This window comes from Arthrobacter sp. C2 (assembly GCA_024207135.1).
In the GTDB taxonomy this organism is placed as follows: Bacteria; Actinomycetota; Actinomycetes; order Actinomycetales; family Micrococcaceae; genus Paeniglutamicibacter.
Window position 1 is genome coordinate 3,739,005 of sequence record CP042428.1, and the last position, 14,618, is coordinate 3,753,622.

Here is a 14,618-nt window from a genome sequence, read left to right on the forward strand (position 1 = left end):
GCCGCTTCGTCATCCGAACCACCCACCGTGCAACTATGGGGTTGGTATCTGTTTAGGTCGGAGCCTTGCCTTGCGGCAGCCAGAATTCGTGAAGCTGTTTCAACCATACGTTGAATCGGGGACACCTTGCCACCACGGGTCAAGGGGAGCAACACGGGGTCATATGTCCCGGGAGCCCTGCGCGTGGAGCGTTTTGCGGCTCCGTGTCCAACGAACGGGCATAGGCTGGGAAGCGAAAACACCAATCCCAGCCTGCGGAGGCAACCATGCGCGCCACACTGATCCACGGACCGCGGGACATCCGCGTCGAGGACTGCCCCGATCCCGTCCTGCTCGCCGACACCGACGCCATCGTGAAGGTCGGCGCGGCCTGCGTATGCGGCTCGGACCTGTGGCCCTACCGCGGCATCAACCCGACCCCGGAGCCCCGGCGCATCGGCCACGAGTTCATTGGAACCGTGACGGCGCTCGGGAGCAAGGTCGCAACCTTGAAGGTCGGCGACTTCGTGGTGGCCCCCTGGGCCAATAGCTGCGGCACCTGCCCGCCGTGCCGCAACGGCGTCCAGGTAGCCTGCGAGCACCGGGCGTCCTGGGGCGGGAACGACGAGAACGGGTTGCCGGTGGACGGCGGACAGGGCGAGGCGGTGCGGGTCCCCAACGCCGACGGCACCCTGGTTCCTGTCCCGGGCGTCACCGATCCGGACGAGGCGCTGTCCAAGTCGCTGCTGGCGCTCTCGGATGTGATGGGCACCGGGCACCACGCCGCGCTGGGAGCCAGGGTGGCACCCGGGCGCAGTGTCGTCGTCGTTGGCGACGGCGCCGTGGGCCTGTGCGGGGTGCTTGCCGCCAAGCGCCTGGGGGCGACGCGCATCATCGCGATGTCCCGGCACGCCGAACGGGCGGCGCTGGCCCGCGAATTCGGGGCCACCGATGTGGTTGCCGAGCGGGGGGCCGAGGCCGCCGTGAAGGTGCGCGAACTGCTCGGGGGAGTGCTGGCGGATTCGGTGCTCGAATGCGTGGGCACCGCCGAGGCCATGGACCAGGCACTGCGCTGCACCAGGCCCGGCGGCTCGCTGGGCTTCGTGGGGGTTCCGCACGGCCAGGACGGGCTGCCGATCTCGGTGCTGTTCTCCAAGAACATCTCGGTCGCCGGCGGTGCCGCCAGCACCCGGGCGTACCTGCCCGAGCTGCTCGAGGATGTGCTGGCCGGCACGATCAACCCCGGCCTGGTCTTCGACACCGTCATGGGCCTTGAGCAGGTGCCCGAGGCCTACCGGGCCATGGACGAGCGACGTTCGATCAAGGTCATGCTCAAGCTTGGCTGATGCACCCTCCCGCCGTGCGGACCGGCAGCCCCCCGGACCACACGTCGGAAGGTTTTTTCCCTAGTCCCGTGCGCCGCGCAATTCAAGGGCGACGGGCCTCGGGACTTGTCATCGTGACCATTTTGTGACCTTTGCGGCGTGCGTTATCGTTGGTGGCGATGCCAGCTTTTACCCAAAACCCCGTCCGAGGATCGTCCACCGCCGCAAGCGAACCCGTCTTCGTCGACCCCTCCGGCAGGCGCCTGCAGCGGCTCAAGAAAGCCGGGGTGGTGGTCGCGGGCCTGATGGCGCTGTACGTGGCACTGCTCCTGGTCGCCTTCCTGGGCGGCTCCACGACCGCGGCACCAAGGCTGCCCGCTTCGGGGGGACAGCCAGCGGTCGCGGCCGGGCCCGAAGCCTCGACGAAACCGCGGCCAACACCAACCCCGGCATCCGAACGCGCCGAGGAACCGCCCGTGGCGGCACCCGATGCGCCCGCCGGCACCGAGGCGGCCACAAGCACCCCTGAAGAAACCGCGCCCACCGCCGCGCCTCCTTCCGCAACCGAATCCGCTGCCCCCTCCAGCTCGGCCGTTCCCCGTGAAACCACGGCCCCGCAAGCGGCACCGAGCACAGCTCCCGCGAGTGCCGCACCGAGCCCCGGCAGCGAGCCGACCACCCCGGGAAAGAGCCAAGACGCACCAGGCCGCAACGCAACCGCTCCCGGGCACGGCGGCACCGGCCCGGCCAAGCCCACCCGGGAAACCCTTCCGTGAGCCGCGGACGCCGGGCGGCCCGCACCGGCGGCATCGCGGCGCACTGGTTCCTCATGGTTGTCGTCGTCCTGACGCTGGGGCTGTCGCTGGCCATCCAGGGGTACATGAACCACCTGGCAGGCATCGGCGACGGCCCCGCGCCCGTGAGCCGCGCCGCCGGGGAGGTCCCGGCGGCAGTCCGGGACGGTGGCCCGGTCATTGATGCCCGCGGGCAGGATGTCCGCACGGCCGGCCCCTCCGACCGCACCGTGGCGCTGACCTTCGACGACGGGCCCGACCCGGCCTGGACCCCGAAGATCCTCGATGTCCTGCGGGATCACGGGGTCCATGCCACCTTCTTCGTCACCGGTACCTCGGCGATCCGGCATCCCGAGCTGCTGCGGCGCATGGCCGCCGAGGGCCACGAGATCGGCATCCAGACCCTCACGCACGCCGACCTCTCCGGGGCCCCCTCGTGGCGGCGCGAGCTCGAGATCCGGGGTGCCCAGAAGGTCGTCGCGGGGATCACCGGCCAATCGCCGTCGCTGCTGCGCCCGCCCCACAGCTCGGGGAACGCGGCCACGACGAACGGACAGTGGTCGGCCATGCAGACGGCAGCTGACGAGGGCTTCCTGACCGTGCTGAGCACGCTCAACAGCGCAGACGAGCGCGCCCCCGGCGCCAAGGTGATCGCCGGCCAATTGCTGCTGCACGGGGCCGGGGGCCAGGTGGTGCTGATGCACGACGGCGGGGGGAACCGTTCCCAGACCGTCGAGGCGCTGTCCGCGGCACTGGGAAACCAGGACGGGCCCGGCCACCGCTTCACCACGGTCGGCGACTCGATCGGCGTGGACAGCACCCGGGAGGCGTCCGCCGCCGATTCCTTGATCGGGACCGCATTCGTCTTCGGTGTCCGCTTCACCGATGCCGTCGCCACGGCCATCTCCTGGGGCCTGGTCGCGGCCGGGACCGTGACTCTGGGGCGGGCGGTGCTGGTGATGGTGGTTGCCTTCCGGCACAGCCGGGCCGTGCGGCGCAGCCGCGAGGCCGAGCGCGGCCGGGCCTGGTTCACCTCGCCGATGCGCACCGAGGTCCTCGACCCGGTCAGCGTGATCGTCCCCGCCTACAACGAATCGGCCGGCATCGAGGCGGCCGTGCGGTCCATCGCCGCCTCGACCCATCCGGTGCAGGTCATCGTGGTCGACGACGGTTCAACGGACGGCACCGCCGACATCGTCGAGGCGCTCGGGCTGCCCGGCGTCGAGGTCATCCGCAAGGAGAACGGCGGGAAGCCCTCGGCGCTGAACGCCGGGATCGCCGCGGCCCGCCACGACCTGGTGGTGATGGTCGACGGGGACACCGTCTTCGAACCCGACACCGTCCACGTGCTGATCCAGCGCTTTTCCGATCCGCGGGTCGGCGCCATCTCGGGCAACACCAAGATCGCCAACCGCGGCGGCATCCTCGGTGCGTGGCAGCACATCGAATACGTCGTCGGCTTCAACCTGGACCGGCGCCTGTTCGACGTCGCCGAATGCATGCCCACGGTTCCCGGGGCGATCGGCGCCTTCCGCCGCGAGGCCCTGGCCCGGGTGGGCGGGGTCAGCGGCGACACCCTCGCCGAGGACACCGACCTGACCATGGCCCTGTGCCGCGACGGCTGGCGGGTCGTCTACGAGGACGACGCCCTGGCCTGGACCGAGGCCCCGGCGACCCTCGGGGCCTTGTGGAAGCAGCGCTACCGCTGGTGCTACGGCACGCTGCAGGCCATGTGGAAGCACCGCGGGGCCATCGCGCAGTCGGGTGCGGCCGGGAAGCTGGGGCGCCGGGGGCTGGCCTACCTGCTGCTCTTCCAGGTGCTGCTTCCGCTCTTCGCGCCCGTGGTCGACATCTTTGCCATCTACGGCCTGGTGTTCCTGGATCCCGTCAGGATTGCCCTCCTCTGGGGCACCTTCCTGCTGATCCAGTTCATCATGGCGGCCTACGCGTTCCGGCTCGACCGCGAGCCGCTGCGCGCCCTGTGGACGCTGCCGCTTCAGCAGTTCGTGTACCGGCAGCTGATGTACCTGGTGGTGATCCAGTCGGTGGTCACCGCGCTGGCCGGCGTGCGCCTGCGCTGGCACCGGATGGAACGCTACGGTTCGCTGCGCGCCCCGATGGATTCACAGCCCCGGGCCTCGGCGCGCTAGCCGCCCGGCGGTCAGGCCGGGCGCAGTACCCCGGCCACGGGTTCCTGCTGGGTGATGCAGTGGATGCCGCCGCCGCGGGCGTAGAGCTCCCGGGCATCCACGCCCACGACCTTGCGCCCCGGGTAGGCCGCGGCCAGCACGGCAAGGGCCGCTTCGTCGTTCGGGTCGTCGAAGGTGCAGGCCACCACGCCGCCATTGACCACGAGGTGGTTGATGTAGCTGTAGTCCACGAAGCCCTCCGCATCGCGCAGCACGGTCGGGGCGGGGACCTCGACGACGTTGAATTCGCGGCCCCTGGCGTCGGTGGCGCCGCGGAAGGTGTCGATCAGCTCCCGGGAGATGGCATGGTCGGGGTGCTCGGGGTTCAGTTGGCTGTGCACCAGCACGGTGCCTGGGGAGGGGATGGTGGCGACGATGTCCACGTGTCCGCGGGTGCCGAACTCCTGGGAGTCGCGGGCCAGCCCGCGTGGAAGCCAGTGCACCTTTGTGGCGCCCAGGGTGCGGGCGAACTCCGCCTCGACCTCTTCCTTGGTGGTCCCCGGGTTGCGACCCGGGTCCAGCTGCACCGATTCGGTGGCCAGCACGGTGCCCTCGCCGTCCACGTGGATGGCGCCGCCCTCGTTGACCAGCGCGGAGGCGATGCGCGGAACCCCGGCCCAGCCGGCCACGGCCGCGCCGATCAGCGCGTCCTTGTCCCAGGCCGCCCAGTCCTGGGCGCCCCAGCCGTTGAAGACCCAGTCGACGGCGGCGAGTTCCCCGGCGTCGTTGGTGACGAAGGTGGGGCCGATGTCGCGCATCCAGGCGTCGTTGAGCTCCGCGGTGCGGATCTCGATCCGCTCGTCGAGGTATTGCGCGGCGACCTCGGTGTCTTCCGGGTCCACCACCATGGACACCGGGGCGAACTCCACCACGGCGTGGGCGACGTTGGCCCAGGTGCTGCGGGCCGCGTGGGCCTCGGCCTCGGTGTCGCCCAGCGTGTAGCCCCCGTGGGGGAAGGCCATCCACACGCGCTTCTGGGCCGAGGTCTCGGCGGGCATGATCCAGTTCATGTCTGACTCCTGCAAGGTGCTGGGTGTGTGGGAGGCGGTCGAGGCGGGAGGCCCTGCGCGGAGATCGCCGTCACATAAATGAATGTCGTTCGTTTTAGTATGGTGGCTTGCGTCACGTGGCGCAAGGGGTGAAACCCTGCGGCGGATCGCGACCGGCTGCATGCGCTCCTGCGCCCTGGCCGCGGGCGGGTTCGGCGCCGAGGCGCCACTGGCCGGAGAAAACGCGGCAGGACCTTGGCGCGAGGCGCTCGAGGCGGGCCTGGGGTCCGGGGACCGCGCGCTGCGGACCTTCGAATACGGCCTGGAGCTCCTGCTGGCGGGATTCGCCCTCCAGGCCGCCGCGAAGGCGCCGGCTGGCTAGCGCAGCAGTTCGCGGATGTCGTCCGCGTTGAGCACCTTGCCGAAGCCCGCGCCCTCGTCCATGACCGAGGAGATCAGCTGGCGCTTGGAATCCTGCAGCGCCACCACCTTCTCCTCGATCGTGTCCTTGGCGACCATCCGGTAGACCATCACGTTGCGGGTCTGCCCGATGCGGTGCGCCCGGTCCACCGCCTGCGACTCCGCGGCCGGGTTCCACCAGGGATCCAGCAGGAAGCAGTAGTCGGCCTCGGTGAGGTTCAGCCCGAAGCCGCCGGCCTTCAGCGAAATCAGGAACACCGGCGCCTGGCCCGACTTGAAGGAATCGATGACCTCGGCGCGCTTGCGCGTGGAGCCGTCCAGGTAGGCGTAGGGCACCCCGGCGGCATCCAGCCGGTCCGCTGCCTTCTTCAGGAAGGAGGTGAACTGGGAGAAGATCAGTGCGCGGTGGCCCTCGGCCAGCACGTCCTCGAGCTGCTCGAAGAGCACGTCCAGCTTGGCGCTGGGCACGTCGGCGTAGTCGGGATCCACCAGCGAGGCATCCAGCGCCAGCATCCGCAGCAGGGTCAGCGACTGGAAGATCGTGAACCGGTTCTTGTCCATGTCATCGACCAGGCGCAGCACCTTCTGCCGCTCGCGGTGCAGGTGCGTGTCGTAGACCTTCCGGTGCGCCTCGCCCAGCTCCACGTGCAGCACCTGTTCCTGCTTCGGCGGCAGGTCGGTGACCACCGCGTCCTTGGTCCTGCGCAGCATGAACGGGCGGATCCGCCGGCGCAGGCGCACCAGCGGCTCGGGCAGGCCCTGGCGCTCGATGGGCCGCTGGTAGTTCTCCGCGAAGCGCACCGCGGAGGGGAAGAGCCCCGGGGAGACGATGGCGAAGATCGACCAGAGCTCCATGAGGTTGTTCTCCATGGGCGTGCCGGTGATCGCCAGCTTGAAGCGGGCGGGCATGTCACGGGCCACGTGGTGCGCCTTGGTCGCCTTGTTCTTCACGAACTGCGCCTCGTCCAGGATCAGCCCGGCCCAGTTGATGTCCGCGTACGCGTCGTCGTCCAGGCGCAGCAGCGTGTAGGAGGTGACCACCACGTCGTACTCCCGGGCCAGGGCCGCCAGCGAGGCGCTGGCGCGCGACTCGGTGTCGGTGACCGCCACGACCCGCAGGGAAGGGGCGAAGCGCGCGGCCTCGTCCTTCCAGTTGGACACCACCGAGGTCGGGGCGACCACCAGGAACGGGGCGCGGACCTTGGCCTGGGCGGTGATGCCCTCGAAGGCGTCGGGGTTGGCCCACACCTGGTGGGCGTGCAGCATCAGGGCCAGGGTCTGCACGGTCTTGCCCAGGCCCATGTCGTCGGCCAGCACCCCGCCCAGCCCGTTGCGCCACAGCGTGGCCAGCCAGCCGAAGCCCTCCACCTGGTAGGGGCGCAGCGTCGCGTTCAGGGTCTCGGGCAGGTCGGTGACGGCGGTGGTCTTCAAGTCCACCAGCGAGTTCAGCGCGCTGACCCATTGGTCCGGGCCCTCGATGTGCGTGGCCAGCGCGTCCAGTTCCTCCCACATGGCGTACTGGTACTGCGTCAGCGAGATGTCCGCTTCCTTGTCCTTCATGTCCCGCAGCCCGCTGGCCTCGGTGACCAGGGCGCGGAGCTTGGCGAAGAGCGGATCCTCCAGGGAGAAGTAGGTGCGGTCCGGCATCAGCAGCTTGGTCTGCCCCTGGGCCAGGGCGCGCAGGATGTCGGCGTAGGGGATCTGGCGCCCGCCGATGGAGATCAGCAGGCCCAGGTCGAACCAGTCGCGGCGGTCCGATTCCACGGTGGTGATGACCAGCTCCGGGGCCTCGGTGAGCTCGTGGAACACCGGGCGGGTGCCGGTCTCGTTGAGCACCAGGTCCTTGATCCCGGCCAGGGCCGGCAGCACGCGGCGCACGAAGTCGATGACCTCAAGTCCCGCCAGGTGCTTGGGGCCCAGCACCGTGGATTCGAAGGCCGGGTAGTGGTTCAGGATTTCAAGCACTTCGGATTCCAGCGCGGATTCCACCGCGGTGTCGCGGTCCGCCGCGTCCACGACCATGCCCTGGTAGTCGAAGACCCAGTCCACGTCGACGGTTTCGCCGGTGCCGTAGCGGATCCTGGCCACCAGCTTGGGCGGCAGCACCGCCGGCAGCGCCACGGAATCGTCGGGGCTGGTGACCCGCAGCTTGCGGGCCAGGCGCGGGTAGACGCGGGAGAAGAATTCCTCGGTCTCGGCCTCCGGGACGTTGAGGGTTTCGGGGTGGTGCAGCATCGACAGCTCGGTGTGGCTCAGCCCGCCGGGGACCTGGCCCAGGAAGATCTCGTTCTGGTCCCCGGTGGCGGCGTAGACGCCGTGGTTGCCGATGGAACCGGCCGGCGCCTGCGCGTCGAGGATGAAGCGGTGCCCGCCCATCGACAGCGACGGTGCCAGCGCCAGCCCGTCTTCGCCGGCCTGCGCGCCGAGGGCGACGTGGGCGGGAGAGGCGAGCAGGATCCGGGTGTTGGTGCGCATGCCCACCAGCGCGATGCCCAGGGCCTTGGCCGTGGGCAGCAGTTCCCAGAGCAGCGCGGAGGCGTATTCGTCGAGGTAGAGCCAGTCGTTGTCCTCGCCGAAGTAGAGCTCGCCCTTGGCCCGGTAGAGCGGCACGAACTGGCAGAACCAGCGGTACTGCGCGATGTCCAGGTTCAGCCCGAAGGTCTTGAAGCTGATGGTGTTCCAGCGCAGGTTCGACCGCGCCCAGCGGTCGGACCCGGAGCGCACCACCGGGCGCACGCCCAGCCGCCAGCGCCTCGAGGCGACCTTCAGCTGCCCCACCCCGGACCCGGGGGCCCATTGCTGGTGCGCCGAGAGCGTGGTGTCCTGCAGCTCGAACTGCAAGCCCATCTGCAGCACCGGGTGCTTGGAGTTGGCCCCGCCCAGGGACGTGGGGGTGGCAGGCGCCGGGGCGAGCAGCTCCTGCAGGGCCTGCTGCCAGGCCGGGACGGCCACGGCGGTGTTGCGGTACACCACGTCCTTGGCGCGCAGGTGCATGGAGTTCGAGTAAATGAGCACGGCCGCCACATGGCGGCATGCGGGGGCGGCCCCGCACGGGCAGGTGGCGTCGTCGATGACGCGCTCGCCCTTCTTGGTGGCCAGGGTGATGCGCACCTCGTGGGCGGGCTCGGAATCCTCGGACACCGTGGCGGACATGGCCTGGTCGACCGGATCCCACGCGAACCCGCTCAGCGCGGCGTCGGTGGCCAGCACCTTGCCGCGGGTGAAGGAGACACCGCCGACGACACGCAGGATTTCACGCGCATCGACCATGGGAAAAGCAGATTCGGTCATCCTCCCATCGTTTCACGTTCCTGACCCCCAGCCCTAACCCGGGCGGGTCGCCGTGCCGAAGAATACGGCCCGGGAACCCGAAAGTCGCTAGTCTAAGGTGTCATGAACAGCACTCCGGCCCTGCATCCGCTCCCGCGCGTCATTGAGATTGCGTCGCTGGGCGACTTCGACAGGCATGCGGCCACGGCGCTGGCGCTGACGGACAAGCGCCTGGCTGCCTCCATGCACGGCTGGCACGTGCAGTCGGTGGACCTGCGCGCCCGCAGCGCGGTGCTGGAAAAGCTGCGCTCCGCGGGCTCGGTGTTCATGGGCTGCGACATCGAGGGCAAGACCGAGCGCCGGCTGCGCGGGGGCGGGGCACTGGTCTTCCCCGAGATCCCCGGGCTGCCCTTCGACCCGTACCGCGGGGAGCTGTATTCCGGGGGCGAGCTCTATGCGGGCCTGGACGCCGGGAACTACGAGTCGGTGCCCGACGCCCGGATCTACGCCTGGGCCTCGCACCGCTACGGCGCCGGGGCCCACGACGCATTGAACGCCGCGCTGTCCACCACGCTGCACGACCACGCCATCGGTTCGCGGCTGGATTCGCAGATCCGCGACGGCGCGCTGGCCCACGCCCCGCTGGTCGGGGTCATGGGCGGGCACGCCCAGGAGCGCGGGACCGCCGGCTACGAGCGGGCCGCACGGCTGGGCCACGCCCTGTCCGGCGCCGGGTTCATCGTTGCCACCGGAGGCGGGCCCGGGGCCATGGAGGCGGCGAACCTGGGTGCCTACCTGGGATCGGGCAGCACCGAGAACCTGGCCGAGGCGCTGGGCATGCTGGCGCAGGAGCCGGGTTTCGCCCCGTCGGTGACCCGCTGGGCGCGGGCCGCGGCACGCGTGCGCGAACGCTGGCCCGCCGGCCTGGCGAACCTGGGGATCCCCACCTGGTTCTACGGGCACGAGCCGCCGAACATGTTCGCCACCCACATCGCCAAGTACTTCGCCAACGCCACCCGGGAGGCCGTGCTGCTGAAGAGCTGCCCCGGGGGCATCGTGTTCCTGCCCGGCGCCGCCGGGACCGTGCAGGAAATCTTCCAGGACGCGTGCGAGAACTTCTACGGGGCCGAAGGCAGCATCAGCCCGATGGTGCTGGTGGGCATCGAGCACTGGACCCGGACGCTGCCGGCCTACCCGTTGCTGGCCGAACTGGCCCGCGGCAGGGCCATGGAGGAGAAGGTCTTCCTGGTCGACGATGCGGCCGAGGCCGTGCGGATCCTGGTGGACCTGAACGACGGCTCGATCTCCGGGGTCCGGGGACTGGCATGAGTGCCGGTTCCCCTGCCATCGGCATCGACATCGGCGGCACCAAGATCGCCGCGGGACTGGTGGGCCCGGACGGAAGGGTCTCCCGGCACCTTCGGCACGCGACGGCAGGGCATGATCCGGCCGCGGTGCTGGACACCGTGGCTTCGCTCATCGCCGCGCTTGGCGCCGATGCCCCGGAGGCCACGGTGGGCGTGGGTGCGGCAGGATGGATGGACCCGGACGGCGGCTCGGTGCTCTTCTCCCCGCACCTGGCCTGGCGCAACGAGCCGCTGCGGGCCAAGCTCGAGGCCGCCACGGGACGACGTGTGCTATTGAGCAACGACGCGGATGCCGCCGGTTGGGCCGAATACCGCTTCGGTGCCGCTCGAGGGCACAGCCACGTGGTCTGCCTGACCCTTGGCACCGGGATCGGCGGCGCCATCGTCGTTGACGGGCAGCTGCAGCGCGGAAGGTTCGGGGTGGGCTCGGAATTCGGCCACCAAACCATCGTTCCCGGCGGGCAGCGCTGCGCCTGCGGGAACCGTGGATGCTGGGAGCAGTATGCCTCGGGCAATGCGCTGGCCCGCGAGGGGCGCAGCCTGATGGCGGTGCACTCGCCGGTGGCCTTTGCGCTCCGCGAGGCCGCGCGCAACGACCCGCACCTGGTGACCGGTGAGCTTGTCACCGCCCTTGCCGCCGACGGGGACCCGGCCTGCCGCGAGTTGATCATCGAGGCCGGTCAATGGCTGGGACGTGGGTTGGCCAACCTGGCGGCGGTGTTGGACCCGGGAATCTTTGTCATTGGGGGCGGGCTGGGTGCTGCGGTGCCGTTGTTGGTGGAAACCGCCGAAGTCACCTACCGGGAGAACCTGAGTGGGCGCGGCTACCGGCCCTTTGCGGAAGTGGCTCGTGCAGAGCTGGGTGCCGACGCGGGATTGGTGGGTGCCGCAGACTTGGCCCGCAGGGCGCTCGCCGACTGATTCACCGTCTCCTGTGCCCCCCTGAGCGCATGGGTTTTGCCGGGGATGCGTGCTTGCATCCCCGGTGGTGAAATGGTGTGGGCTTCCCGCGCGTGGCGGCGGTCGGCTAAATTCGCTGGGGTGGTCGGGCCATGCCGGTGCCGGGACGCGGTGGCGGAGCCGTAGAGGTGTAGCTGTGGCCGCTGGGGGTGGTGATCTTGAAGGAATGGCGGCCCCGTCCGGGCAGCGGTTCCTCGTGCCAGCCGGGCGCCTCCTTGGATTGGTTGCATGTCCGGCAGCGACCCGAGGAATTAATCTCGGTGGTCTTGCCATTGCGGCGCACCTGCACGACGTGGTCTAGTTCCTGGATGCGGCCGTTGCAATGCGGGGTGCGGCACCGTTGGTCGCGGAGGGTGATGAAGCGCTTGAGGTTTCCTGCGAAACGGCGGGCCGCGGAATCCATCGCGACCAGCTTGCCGGTGTCCGGGGCGGCGTAGACGCGCCGGTACCAGGTGTCCAGCGGGTGCTCGGGATCGCCCGCCACCAGCGATCGGGCCTTGGCGGCGCTGATGTAACCGTGGCCCGGGATCAGCGCCGGTTCGTTGCTGTCACCGGCGAGGCTCTCTGGATCCATCATCACCAGTAGCTCCACCGGTCGTGAGCCGGTGGCCTTGGTGCCGGTCACCGCCTCGAAGACCGCGTCAGCCGCGACCTGGGCATTGGTGCGGTCGTCTCCGGCCTCCCGGGGACGCTCGGTCTCCCGGTGGATGACCTGCAAGATGGGAATGCCCTGGTCCAGCGGGAACTCGCCGACGATCCGCACGGAGTTTTCGTTCATCTGGTAGCCGCTGACGTACCGCTTCTCGGCGGCGTCGTCTTCATCCTGTTCGGCGGTGTCGGGTTCCAGGACGAGGGCCCAGTAGTTGACCAGCTCACGCAGCGTCGCAGTCCCGGCCTCGAAGCAGGTGTGGGTGTCCTCCCACAGCAGCTCGTCGATCATTCTCCGGGTTTCGATCTTGAGGTTCCGGGTGCCGCTGATGACCACGTGTGCCTGGTCCCAAGTCAAGATGCCTTGGCGCAGTCCCTGATGGCAGCGGTGAAGGTCTTCGGCGAGGATCCGGTAATCGTTGGTGCGTTTGGTTCCGCTCCACGGGGACAAGCGCATCGCCAGGGCAACGTCCCCGCCGGAGCCCCACGCGGGGTTCTTCTCCCTGACCCCGGCGCGCTGCCGGTCGGCGATGAGGGCGTCCTGGTAGGCGACACTGTGGTCGGCCTGCTTCGCCGTGGCGGCGCATTTCAAGGTTTCCAGGGCGCCAACCGCAGCCACCGCCTCATGGGTACCGGTCAGCACCGGGGCCTCGTTCACCGCGGCGGCCAGGGACAGGATCCCGGCGGTGCCGGTGCGGGCCAGGTGTTCGGCAACCAGTGCGTCCATGTCCGCCCCGTCGTCCAGCAGCGCTTCGTAGCCCAGATTCCTGCTGGCGCCACCGGTGGTGGTGCCGGCGGAAGGGAAGCCGCTCGATGACGTCGTTGCCATACCTCCATTGTAGAACTAGAGACCTACAATTGAAACAGCTGTTCAAGAAATTTAGAAAATGCGTCCTACTCACGATTCCTGTGGGATGAGATCGACGGATTTTTCGTCAGAATCGGTGTGCAACCTGAGTTGGGCTGCCGGGTACCAGTGGCTGTTCGCGTTGCTCCGGTCTTCACGGCAACTGCGCTTCATCTCCCGAATCAAATACTCAAACTGTGCCGGCATAACCGACCCCCAGTGAGGGGCCAGGTGGTTCTCGCATTCAACACGGGTCTCAACGTTTGTGCAGGTCCTGCTGACAACACCGAGGAGGCCGCGACAGGAGCCTCCCGGGAGGATGCACCGCATGCCCTTCCGGGGCCGCCCGCCATCCAGTTGGATGCCGTCACGCGCAATCCGACCATCCGGATGTCCACGAGGACAAGCCGGGACTTCACCAGCCATAGCCCAATTTTACGCCCGATCCCATCCCACTGGAATCGTAAGTCGGAAATATGTTCTAGTTCTAGTCATGGCCTGCTAGCCTACGCGGATCACTCCAACCTGCGGGCTGCAAAGAAACAGGGTGCCGCCAAATCCCTGATTCCGGGAGATGGCGGCACCCTGCCGTCGCTTTTCAAGTGGACCGCTAGGCCACGGACCCGCCGAAGAGCAAGCCGAGGGCATAGGTGATGCCCGCGGCGCCCAGGCCGATGGCCAGCTGGCGCAGTCCGCGCTTGGTCGGGGAGGCGCCGGAGAGCAGACCGACCACCCCGCCGGTGAGCAACAGGGCGATGCCCACCAGCACGGCGGAGAGCAGAATGGCAGGGGTGCCGCCCATGCCGAAGATGAACGGCAGGATCGGGATCACCGCACCGGAGGCGAAGAAGCAGAAGGACGAGGAGGCCGCGCCCATGGCCGAACCGATTTCCTCGTGTTCTTGGGCCTCGGCGATGTCGGCCAGCTCCGGCTGCAGCGACAGCGAGGGGTTGCAGTCGCAGGAGTAGATGCCCATGCGTTCGGCGGCGCGGTGGGCCGCATCCTCGTCGCTCATGCCGCGGGCCTTGTAGACCAGCACCAGTTCGTTGGCGTCCAGATCCAGGTCCGGGGCGGCGGCCAGGGTCACCTGTGTGGGCTTGGATGCGGAGAGCAGTTCGCGCTGGGATCGCACCGAGACGTACTCGCCGGCGGCCATCGACAAGGCGCCGGCCAACAGGCCGGCAATGCCGGAGAAGAGCACCATCGAGGTGGCAACCCCGGTGGCACCGATGCCCATGACCAGGGCGAGGTTGGAGACCAGGCCGTCGTTGGCGCCGAAGACCGCGGCGCGGAAGTTGCCCGAGAGCTGGTTGCGGCCCCGGGTGGCCAGGCCGCGCACGACCTCTTCGTGGACCAGCTCGTCGGCGGCCATCTGGCGGCTGGCGTCGGTGTCCCCGGCGTAGGGGGAGTTGCCCTCGGCGCGCTGGGCCAGGGCCAGGACGAAGACGGAGCCGAAGTGCCGGGCCAGGAAGCGGAGCATGGTGCGGCGGATCGAGGGGCTCATGGCCTTGCCGGCATGCTCGCCCAGCAGTGCCCGCCAGTGTTCCTCGTGGCGGGTTTCGGCCTCGGCCAGTCCCAGCAGGACCGCGCGTTCCTCGCCGTGGCGCTTGTTGGCCAGTTCGCGGTAGACCGCGCCCTCGGCGACTTCGTCGGCCAGGTACTTGCGCCATCGTCTGATTTGGGCTGGGGTGGGGGTCGGCGCTTGCGGCGTCATGCTCTCATCCTCGTGTGGGCGTTCACGGCCTCGGGAGGCCATGCGATGGGGAGGCCCAGCGGGATTGTTTCTGGGGTGCGTTGGACCTCGGGCCACCAGTGTGTGGACCGAAGGTC

The 14,618-nt window shown here is 69.3% G+C and carries 10 protein-coding genes; 6 read left to right on the forward strand and 4 right to left on the reverse strand.

Annotation, left to right across the window (positions count from 1 at the left end):
• Positions 1-266 precede the first annotated feature (266 nt).
• The 3 genes from FPY90_RS17185 (at position 267) to FPY90_RS17195 (ending at position 4,248) form a co-directional block, all read left to right on the forward strand.
• Positions 267-1,325 carry a zinc-dependent alcohol dehydrogenase family protein gene (locus FPY90_RS17185; protein WP_498682336.1) on the forward strand — a complete coding sequence of 353 codons (1,059 nt, stop codon included), beginning with the start codon at positions 267-269 and terminating at the stop codon, positions 1,323-1,325.
• Positions 1,326-1,483: 158 nt separating this feature from the next.
• Complete coding sequence (locus FPY90_RS17190) at positions 1,484-2,080, forward strand: hypothetical protein (protein WP_498682338.1); 597 nt, start codon at positions 1,484-1,486, stop codon at positions 2,078-2,080.
• The gene (locus FPY90_RS17195; RefSeq protein ID WP_498682339.1) at positions 2,077-4,248 is read left to right on the forward strand and encodes a bifunctional polysaccharide deacetylase/glycosyltransferase family 2 protein; all 2,172 of its coding nucleotides are present in this window, start codon (positions 2,077-2,079) and stop codon (positions 4,246-4,248) included. Before FPY90_RS17190 ends, FPY90_RS17195 begins: the two co-directional genes overlap by 4 nt.
• Before the next feature lie 11 nt (positions 4,249-4,259).
• Here the strand turns inward: FPY90_RS17195 and FPY90_RS17200 are convergent, their stop codons facing one another.
• Positions 4,260-5,297 carry an agmatine deiminase family protein gene (locus FPY90_RS17200; protein WP_498682340.1) on the reverse strand — a complete coding sequence of 346 codons (1,038 nt, stop codon included), beginning with the start codon at positions 5,295-5,297 and terminating at the stop codon, positions 4,260-4,262.
• Positions 5,298-5,457: 160 nt separating this feature from the next.
• Between FPY90_RS17200 and FPY90_RS17205 the strand changes: the two genes are divergently transcribed.
• A complete protein-coding gene (locus FPY90_RS17205; protein ID WP_498682342.1) occupies positions 5,458-5,658 on the forward strand; it encodes a hypothetical protein in 201 nt (66 codons plus the stop codon).
• On the opposite strand, the gene FPY90_RS17210 is transcribed toward FPY90_RS17205, so the two are convergent.
• Positions 5,655-8,987, reverse strand: coding sequence for an SNF2-related protein (locus FPY90_RS17210; RefSeq protein ID WP_498682343.1), 3,333 nt, complete (start codon positions 8,985-8,987; stop codon positions 5,655-5,657). The genes FPY90_RS17205 and FPY90_RS17210 overlap by 4 nt on opposite strands.
• 102 nt (positions 8,988-9,089) lie before the next feature.
• Between FPY90_RS17210 and FPY90_RS17215 the strand changes: the two genes are divergently transcribed.
• Together FPY90_RS17215 and FPY90_RS17220 are read left to right on the forward strand one after the other, a co-directional pair.
• Positions 9,090-10,295, forward strand: a complete 1,206-nt coding sequence (locus FPY90_RS17215) for an LOG family protein (protein WP_071216333.1) — start codon at positions 9,090-9,092, stop codon at positions 10,293-10,295.
• Positions 10,292-11,254 (forward strand): ROK family protein, encoded by a 963-nt coding sequence (locus FPY90_RS17220; RefSeq protein ID WP_498682345.1) that lies wholly within the window; start codon positions 10,292-10,294, stop codon positions 11,252-11,254. The genes FPY90_RS17215 and FPY90_RS17220 overlap by 4 nt, the downstream gene beginning before the upstream one ends.
• Before the next feature lie 106 nt (positions 11,255-11,360).
• Here the strand turns inward: FPY90_RS17220 and FPY90_RS17225 are convergent, their stop codons facing one another.
• Together FPY90_RS17225 and FPY90_RS17230 are read right to left on the reverse strand one after the other, a co-directional pair.
• Positions 11,361-12,770 carry a DUF222 domain-containing protein gene (locus tag FPY90_RS17225; RefSeq protein WP_498682347.1) on the reverse strand — a complete coding sequence of 470 codons (1,410 nt, stop codon included), beginning with the start codon at positions 12,768-12,770 and terminating at the stop codon, positions 11,361-11,363.
• Between the two features lie 628 nt (positions 12,771-13,398).
• Entirely contained in the window at positions 13,399-14,502 is a 1,104-nt protein-coding gene (locus tag FPY90_RS17230) for a VIT1/CCC1 transporter family protein (protein WP_071216330.1), read from the reverse strand.
• Between the last annotated feature and the right edge of the window lie 116 nt (positions 14,503-14,618).

What these genes read in the sequence shown, in the direction of transcription:
- FPY90_RS17185 (WP_498682336.1), top strand. Translation starts at nt 267, where the DNA reads ATGCGCGCCACACTGATCCACGGACCGCGGGACATCCGCGTCGAGGAC.
- FPY90_RS17190 (WP_498682338.1), top strand. Translation starts at nt 1,484, where the DNA reads ATGCCAGCTTTTACCCAAAACCCCGTCCGAGGATCGTCCACCGCCGCA.
- FPY90_RS17200 (WP_498682340.1), bottom strand. Translation starts at nt 5,297, where the DNA reads ATGAACTGGATCATGCCCGCCGAGACCTCGGCCCAGAAGCGCGTGTGG.
- FPY90_RS17205 (WP_498682342.1), top strand. Translation starts at nt 5,458, where the DNA reads ATGCGCTCCTGCGCCCTGGCCGCGGGCGGGTTCGGCGCCGAGGCGCCA.
- FPY90_RS17210 (WP_498682343.1), bottom strand. Translation starts at nt 8,987, where the DNA reads ATGACCGAATCTGCTTTTCCCATGGTCGATGCGCGTGAAATCCTGCGT.
- FPY90_RS17215 (WP_071216333.1), top strand. Translation starts at nt 9,090, where the DNA reads ATGAACAGCACTCCGGCCCTGCATCCGCTCCCGCGCGTCATTGAGATT.
- FPY90_RS17220 (WP_498682345.1), top strand. Translation starts at nt 10,292, where the DNA reads ATGAGTGCCGGTTCCCCTGCCATCGGCATCGACATCGGCGGCACCAAG.
- FPY90_RS17225 (WP_498682347.1), bottom strand. Translation starts at nt 12,770, where the DNA reads ATGGCAACGACGTCATCGAGCGGCTTCCCTTCCGCCGGCACCACCACC.
- FPY90_RS17230 (WP_071216330.1), bottom strand. Translation starts at nt 14,502, where the DNA reads ATGACGCCGCAAGCGCCGACCCCCACCCCAGCCCAAATCAGACGATGG.